This is a genomic window from Nocardia sp. NPDC058497 (genome assembly GCF_042720195.1).
Lineage (GTDB): Bacteria > Actinomycetota > Actinomycetes > Mycobacteriales > Mycobacteriaceae > Nocardia.
Genome location: NZ_JBHXMY010000456.1, coordinates 1 through 4,913, shown reverse-complemented (window position 1 = coordinate 4,913; position 4,913 = coordinate 1). Strand labels below are relative to the sequence as shown.

The window sequence follows — 4,913 nt, the reverse complement described above, 5'->3', positions numbered from 1 at the left end:
TGAGAACGGCCAGGACCCGGAACGGCACTTATTCAGATTAGGTATCCGATCGGCGACCGGAAACATGATCAACATTCCGGTTCGGCATCGCTTGGGTCGCGGCTACCAGGGGGAAGGTTGGTAGTCCTTGAGGAAGCAGCCGTACAGGTCGACGCCGTTCTCACCCTGCACAATCGGGTCGTAGACGCGGGCGGCGCCGTCGACCAGGTCCAGCGGCGCGTGGAAGCCCTCTTCGGCCAGGCGCACCTTCGTGTAGTGCGGGCGCTCGTCGGTGATCCAGCCGGTGTCGACCGCGGTCATCAGAATCGAGTCGGCCTCGAACATCTCCAGCGCGCTGGTGCGGGTCAGCATGTTCAGCGCGGCCTTGGCCATATTCGTGTGCGGGTGGCCCGGCCCCTTGTAGCCGCGGCTGAACTGGCCCTCCATCGCTGAGACATTCACCACGTACTTGCGTCGGCCCGCCGCGGCGGCCATCGTCGGACGCAACCGCGACACCAGGATGAACGGCGCGACCGAATTGCACAGCTGCACTTCCAGCAGCTCGGTGGCGTCAACCTCGGCGACGGTCTGCACCCAGCTGTTGGTGTGCGCGAGATCGGGGACAAGGCCGCCCGCGTCGATCGCCCCGCCCGCCGCGATCCGCTCCGGGGTGGCCGAGCCCGCGACCAGCCCCACCACGGCGACATCGGCGGCCGACAGCGACGGCGTCAGCGAGGCGGTCAGCGCGGTCGGGTGGGCCTGCATCGTCTTGCCGAACGTGACCATCTCCGGCAGCATGCCGGCGGGCAGCGGCGCGGTCTCGGCGTCGACCAGCGCGCTGTAGGCGCCTGCCGAACGCCGGACGGTCTGGGCGGCGTTGTTGATCAGGATGTCGAGCGGGCCCTGCGCGGCGACGTCGTCGGCCAGCGCGACGACCTGCGCCGGATCACGCAGATCGATGCCGACGATGCGCAGCCGGTGCAGCCAGTCGGCGCTGTCCTCCATCGCGGCGAAGCGGCGGATCGCGTCGTTGGGGAAGCGCGTGGTGATCGTGGTGTGCGCGCCGTCGCGCAGCAGCCGCAGCGCGATGTACATGCCGATCTTGGCGCGGCCACCGGTCAGCAGGGCGCGCTTGCCGGTCAGGTCGGTGCGGGCGTCGCGCTTGGCGTGGCTCGCGGCCGCGCACTCGGGGCACAGCTGGTGGTAGAACGCGTCGACCTGGGTGTAGCGCTGCTTGCAGATGTAGCAGGGACGCGCACGCAGCAGCATGCCCGCGCTCGCGCCGGTGGTGGCCGAGCTGATCGGGATGCCCGCGGTCTCGTCGTCGATGCGCTGCGGCGAGCCGGTGGCGGTGGCCGCGATGACCGCGCGGTCGGCGGAGGCGACCTGCTCCCTGGCCTCGACGCGACGGCGCTGCTTGAGCTTCTTGAACATGTGCCCGACGGCGCGCTGCACCGCGATCGAATCGGGATGTTCCTTCTCCAGCTGCCCGGCTCGTTCCAATACCCGCAGACAGGTCGCCAACTCGTCCGGATCGATCATGTTCTCGGTCATCGGGGAGTGCGACATTCCTTCGTGCGGGAGCGGGGGACGACACTTATTGTCGCATTGGCCGCTCGACGGACCCGCTGGGTATCGTGGTGCACCGCTGCCGCAACCGCGCGGCGGCCACCGAACCCGACGGAGCAGCCCGATTTCCCCGCTCGACACCGACACCGCAGACGCGCCGCGCAGGCGCAGGCTCGAACCCGACGAGCGACGCGCGCAGATCCTGGCCTGTGCCATCGACATGTTCGGTGAACGGCCCTACGCGGCGGTGTCGACCGCGGAACTGGCCCAGCGCGCCGGTGTCGCCCGCGGGCTGATCAACCACTATTTCGGCAACAAGCGCGACCTGTACCTGGCGGTCGTGCGGCGGATGGTGACGCTGCCGCGGCCGGACAAGGTGTCCATCCCCGAGGGGACGCCGGGCGAACGGGTGGACGCGATCGTCACCTGGCTGCTCGACACCATCGCCGAGCACGGCACCACCTGGGTGAAGGTGACAAGTCACGAGGGTGTCGGTGACGATCCCGAGGTGCAGCAGATCCTCGACCAGGCCGACGATGCCGCCGCCGAACGCATGCTGGTGATGATCGGCCGCGCCGATCTGGCAGGCAACGCACAATTGCGCGCGCTGGTCCTCGCCTACGCGGGACTGGTGAAGGTGGCCGGGCGCGAATGGATCACCCGCGGCACGCTGACCAGGGATCAGGTGCATCGTCTGCTGGCCGACACCCTGCTCACCGTCATCACCGAGACCATGCCCAGCGTGGAACCAGAGTCGGGCGTGGCCGGCTAGGAACCGAGCCTGCGCTGGGCGGGGTTGGGGACCGCGATCTCCCGGACGGCGTAGCGCTCCGGGTCGATGTGTCCCGGCGCGTGACCACTGCGCCCGTAGACCAGCTCGATCTGCTCCTCCCGGTGATGCTCGAACAGCAGCGCCGCGGCGCCACCGAGGAGGAACACCCCCGTGGCGACGCCGGCGAGCACCGCGTACCCGGCATACCCCGACCCCGCGGCGACGAGCGTGCAGGCGAGGCTGATGACGCCGATCGCGCACGCGATGATGCCGGGAACGTTGTAGTTGTCGGCGAGCAGATCGCCGGCTTGGGCATGCCAGCCGGGTTCGTCTGCCGAAATGGTGCTGCCAGGCATGGGTCCTCCTCGCGAGCTCGGAATGCGCGCACTGGTACCTCATGACCAGCATGGACCCGAAGCGGGTGACGAGGCAAAGGGTTTGCCGGTTCGTTACCGGTATCCATGCCACTTGATCCGGTCCGGACCGTGCGTGAGCGCATTTGCCGTTTGTGCTGACCGACCGGGCCAGGAGTCCCTATCCTCGTCGCGTAACCCGGTGTTGCAAGGTTGTTATGTTTCCGCGCCGGGGGGATCGGAGAGGGACCCGGGGTTGATGGCACGGTACGACGAATGGGACGACGACCCCGAGGAGGACACCGAGGATCGGCGCTGGAACGGCCAGCGCTGGCCGCACGCGACACCGGCCGACGGTGGCCAGGGCGGTCGCCGCGGTGACCAGCCGCGGGTGAACCCGTACGCGATGGTCGCGCTCGCCGCCGCACTGGTACTGCTGTTCCCGATCGCGATCGTGTTCGGGCTGTTGTCGTTCGGGCATCCGCGGGGCCGCGCAATGGCGCTGTTCGCGCTGCTGCTGGGAATCGCGGAGGTGGCCGCCGTCGCGGTGGTCGGGCTCGTGATGTTCGGTGGGCTGGAGATCGAGGTGCCGACGCTGGCCCAGACGACAACGACAGCGGCCTCGGTGACAACCACGACGGTGTCGTCCCAGGGCGCGCCGACGGCGACCGGAACCGTTCCGGTGCTGAGCCCGTCGGGTGGCGTCGTCGAGAAGGACACACCCTGTTCGGCGGACCGCGCGGGACTGCTCGGGGTGGCGGCAGACGGTGCGACCCTGCTGTGCCTGCGGGCCGACGGCAACTACACCTGGTCGGGCCCGTTCAAGGTGTCGGGGTCGTACTACACCGAGGGTGAGCGCTGCGATCCGTCAATCGACAAGTCGGGGCGCACCTCCGACAACCACGCGCTGGTCTGCGAGGGCAAGGCAGGCACCGCCAGCTGGGTGCCCTGGACCGAGGAGTAGGTCTCAGTCGGCCTTCTTGGCCCGGCTCGGCTGCACCCGCGGCGGCTCGTTCGGCATTTTCGGATACTGCGGCGGCCACGGGGCGTCCATCAGACCGTCGGCCATGTCGCGTTCCGACATCGCCAGCAGCGGTTCGATCGATTGCGGTGTGCGATCGGCCCACGGGTCACCCAGGTCGGCGAGCCGGGCGGGGACGGTGGCGAGGGTGAGCTCGTCGGGGACGACGGTGTCGAGTTCGGACCAGGTGATCGGAGTCGAGACCTGCCCGCCGACCTTGGGACGGACCGACCAGGCGCCGAACACCGTCTTGTGCGGCGCGTTCTGGTTGAAGTCGACGAACACCCGCGAGCCGCGTTCCTCCTTCCACCACTGCGCGGTGATCTCCTCGGGATGCCTGCGCTCGAGTTCCCTGGCCAGCGCCACAGCGGCCGCCCGCACCTGGTAGCCGTCCCAGCGGGGCTCGAGCGCGGCGTAGATGTGCAGCCCGCGCGAACCCGAGGTCTTGATCCGGCAGTCGATGCCGAGTTCGGTCAGCAGGTCACGGGTGAGCACGGCCGCGCGGCGCAGGTCGTCGAAACCGATGCCGGGCGAGGGATCGAGGTCGATCCGCAGTTCGTCGGCGATCTTCAGATCAGGTACGTGATTGGGCCAGACGTGGAAGCCGAGGCAGCCCTGGTTGACCGCCCACAGGATGTGCGCGAGATCGTGCGCGACGAGCGCGTCGCTGGTGGTGCCGTTCGGGGTGGACACCTCGACGGTCTGCAACCATTCCGGCGCCGACTTGGGTACCCGCTTCTGGAACCAGGACTTGCCCGAAGCGCCGTCGGGATAGCGTTCCAGCAGCAGCGGCCTGCCACCTATCACGCCGAGCAGCGGCTCGGCCACGGCCTGGTAATAGCGGACCAGATCGAGTTTCGTCTCGCCGCGCTTGCTGAAATAGACCTTGTCCGGGTTGCTGATCGACAGCGCGCGGCCGTCGACCTCGACCTCGACGGCGGCGCTCATCGCCCGGCTCCGAAGATCGCGTCCAGCTCGGCCGGGGCGACCTCGTCGAGCTGGGCGTAGGTGCACGAGTCGGGGGTGCGGTCGGCGCGGAATCGGACCAGCCGCCCGCCGTGGCGGAAGCGTCCCGATTGGACGTGTTCGTAGCGAACCTCGGCGACCAGCTCCGGCCGCAACGGTTCCCATGAGAGGTCCTTGCCGCCGGTCCAGCGACTCACCCCACCGGGCATCTTGCCGTCCGCGCCGGCCTGGGCGACGGCGTCGGCCCAGTTGC

5 protein-coding genes and 1 pseudogene are annotated in these 4,913 nt (G+C 69.1%); 2 read left to right on the top strand and 4 right to left on the bottom strand.

Annotated elements, in window-relative coordinates:
• Window positions 1–102 precede the first annotated feature (102 nt).
• Window positions 103–1,533 carry an SDR family NAD(P)-dependent oxidoreductase gene (locus ACFWPJ_RS24715; protein ID WP_378854766.1) on the bottom strand — a complete coding sequence of 477 codons (1,431 nt, stop codon included), beginning with the start codon at window positions 1,531–1,533 and terminating at the stop codon, window positions 103–105.
• Between the two features lie 139 nt (window positions 1,534–1,672).
• Here ACFWPJ_RS24715 and ACFWPJ_RS24710 point away from each other — a divergent pair, with 139 nt between their 5' ends.
• The gene (locus ACFWPJ_RS24710; protein WP_378854767.1) at window positions 1,673–2,320 is read left to right on the top strand and encodes a TetR/AcrR family transcriptional regulator; all 648 of its coding nucleotides are present in this window, start codon (window positions 1,673–1,675) and stop codon (window positions 2,318–2,320) included.
• On the opposite strand, the gene ACFWPJ_RS24705 is transcribed toward ACFWPJ_RS24710, so the two are convergent.
• Window positions 2,317–2,676 (bottom strand): hypothetical protein, encoded by a 360-nt coding sequence (locus tag ACFWPJ_RS24705; RefSeq protein WP_378854765.1) that lies wholly within the window; start codon window positions 2,674–2,676, stop codon window positions 2,317–2,319. The genes ACFWPJ_RS24710 and ACFWPJ_RS24705 overlap by 4 nt on opposite strands.
• Before the next feature lie 256 nt (window positions 2,677–2,932).
• Here ACFWPJ_RS24705 and ACFWPJ_RS24700 point away from each other — a divergent pair, with 256 nt between their 5' ends.
• Window positions 2,933–3,637 carry a hypothetical protein gene (locus ACFWPJ_RS24700; protein ID WP_378854764.1) on the top strand — a complete coding sequence of 235 codons (705 nt, stop codon included), beginning with the start codon at window positions 2,933–2,935 and terminating at the stop codon, window positions 3,635–3,637.
• A gap of 3 nt (window positions 3,638–3,640) precedes the next feature.
• Here the strand turns inward: ACFWPJ_RS24700 and ligD are convergent, their stop codons facing one another.
• Window positions 3,641–4,642 carry a non-homologous end-joining DNA ligase gene (gene ligD / locus ACFWPJ_RS24695; RefSeq protein WP_378854763.1) on the bottom strand — a complete coding sequence of 334 codons (1,002 nt, stop codon included), beginning with the start codon at window positions 4,640–4,642 and terminating at the stop codon, window positions 3,641–3,643.
• Window positions 4,639–4,913 (bottom strand): annotated as a pseudogene (locus ACFWPJ_RS24690) (ATP-dependent DNA ligase); the annotation flags it as partial. The gene ligD and the pseudogene ACFWPJ_RS24690, both read right to left, overlap by 4 nt.